The following is a 2013-nucleotide window of genomic DNA, read 5'->3' as shown; positions in this document are numbered from 1 at the left end:
CAAGAAAAGACTTTCGCAGACAAGAAAAGATTTTCGGGAGGAACACCATGCATATTCAGCCCCCGGACTCCCACCGCGCGGATCCGGAGAGCTATCTGTTCGGACCACGCCAGGCCTGGTTCGCCTATGCGATGACCATCAGCCTCATGGTTTTCGACTATGTCGACCGGCAGGTGATCGTCACGATCTTTCCGCACCTCAAGGCGGAATGGGGGCTGACCGACACCCAGCTGGGCGGGCTCGTCTCGATCGTCTCGGTGACCGTGGCGCTGTTCGGCATTCCGGCCGCGCTCGTGGCCGACCGCTTCAGCCGGGTGAAGTCGATCGTGGTCATGGCTGTGGTGTGGAGCCTGGCGACCATTTCCTGCATGTTTTCGCGCAATTACAGCCTTCTGTTCGCCGCGCGGGGCATGGTCGGGTTTGGCGAAGCCGGCTACGGCTCAGTCGGCGCCGCGATGATCGCAGGTCATTTCCCGCGGCACATGCACGGCTCCTTGCTGGGCGGCTTCTTCGCATCGGCCTCGGTTGGATCCGTCATTGGCGTCGTGCTCGGCGGCTTCATCGCCGCCCACTGGGGCTGGCAGGCGGCGTTCGGCGTCGTGGGCTTTCCCGGCCTTGTTCTCGCGCTGCTTTACCTGTTCGTCAAGGACTACCGGACGGCTGATCTCGTCGCCCATGAAGGGTCCGCGCGCCGCGACGTGGTTGCGACCGCCAAGCAGATCGCGGGCAGCATCTTCCGGCCTAGGACCATGCTATTGGTCTGCCTCGGCGGCGCCGCGCAGCTGATCGTTGTCTCCACTCTCTGGGCTTGGCTGCCGAGCTACCTGAACAGGACCTATAACATGCCGCCCGATCAAGCGGGCGCGAAGGCGGCTCTCGTCGTCCTCGCCGGCGCGTTCGGCAGCGTGATCTGGGGCTATGTCGCCGACCGCGCCGGCCGCAAGGCCCTGAGGCGGAAGCTTTATGCGGTGTCGGTGCTCACTTTGGCCTCGATGGCGACGCTCGTCTTCGCCTTCGCGGCTCCGGGCTTAGGCTTCACGACTACCGTGTCCTCTCAACTCGTGTTGATCGTACTGGGCGCTTTTCTGGCCGCCAACACGGTCGGCCCGGTCTCCGCAGTCGTCCTCAACGTGATGCACCCCTCGGTGCGCGCAACCGGAGCATCCGTGCTGTCGTTGTTCCAGAACCTCTTCGGTCTGGCCGCGGGTCCGCTCATCGCCGGCGTGGCGTCCGACCATTGGGGTCTGCAGACCACGATGATGTTCATGCCGCTGTTCTCGCTCGTCGCGGTCGTCATGTTCCTGTTCACTGTCAGAACCTACGAAGAAGATGTGAAACATGTTCGCGAGCAGATTGCGGCGCAGTCAAAGCAGCAGAATGATTCGCCGCCTTTGGGCGGGGAAAACGTCGCCAAAGCCGTCGCTGGACATTGAGGATTGCAAAAAATCGTTCAGAATGCGTCGAGCTGCGAAGCTAAACAAAAGATGTGTCGGGAGGGAAGAATGAAACCCGTGATTTTTCGGTGACAGCCAAAAAGTGATTTGTGTGTCAAATTTCGCTTTGCACTGCAAGCCGACAAGAAGCTTGATCGATTATACTGGGGGGGAAATTACAATGGGAACTCTTCGCACAAGCGACGGCGATAGGGATCGAACTGTTTGGGTCGCGGCGAATCTGCGCGCCGGTCTGCTATCGAGCGCCGCATGCTCGGTTCTGCTGCTGATGGCGCTGCAGGCTAGCGCCGAGGAGTTCAAAGTCGGCGAATTCGACGTTAATTTTTCGGGCGCTGCAACTGCGGGCTCCGAAATCAGGACGGCGCCGCGCGATCCGGTCCTGATTTTTTCCCCGAACGGCCGCAAAATGGGCGTTCCCGCGACGGCGACCAGCGGCTCGAACCAGGACGACGGCAACCTGAACTATGGGCAGGGGCAGGCCGTTTCGAGCGTCGCCAAGGCCTACGCCACGATCGACGCGCATAATCAGAACTTCGGCGTCTTCGTGACCGCCAAGGTT

At 61.3% G+C, this 2013-nt stretch carries 2 protein-coding genes; both read left to right on the top strand.

Annotated features, from left to right (window positions below; all coding sequences use genetic code 11):
• Positions 1-47 precede the first annotated feature (47 nt).
• The gene (locus QM467_RS19670; protein ID WP_283368033.1) at positions 48-1433 is read left to right on the top strand and encodes a spinster family MFS transporter; all 1386 of its coding nucleotides are present in this window, start codon (positions 48-50) and stop codon (positions 1431-1433) included.
• 181 nt (positions 1434-1614) lie between these two features.
• Positions 1615-2013 (top strand): DUF1302 family protein (locus QM467_RS19665; protein WP_283368032.1); only part of this gene is annotated, 399 nt, incomplete at its 3' end.

Source organism: Rhodoblastus sp. 17X3, from assembly GCF_030056575.1.
In the GTDB taxonomy this organism is placed as follows: Bacteria; Pseudomonadota; Alphaproteobacteria; order Rhizobiales; family Beijerinckiaceae; genus Rhodoblastus.
The sequence above is the reverse complement of the archived record's forward strand: the minus strand, read 5'-3'. Positions and strand labels throughout refer to the sequence as shown.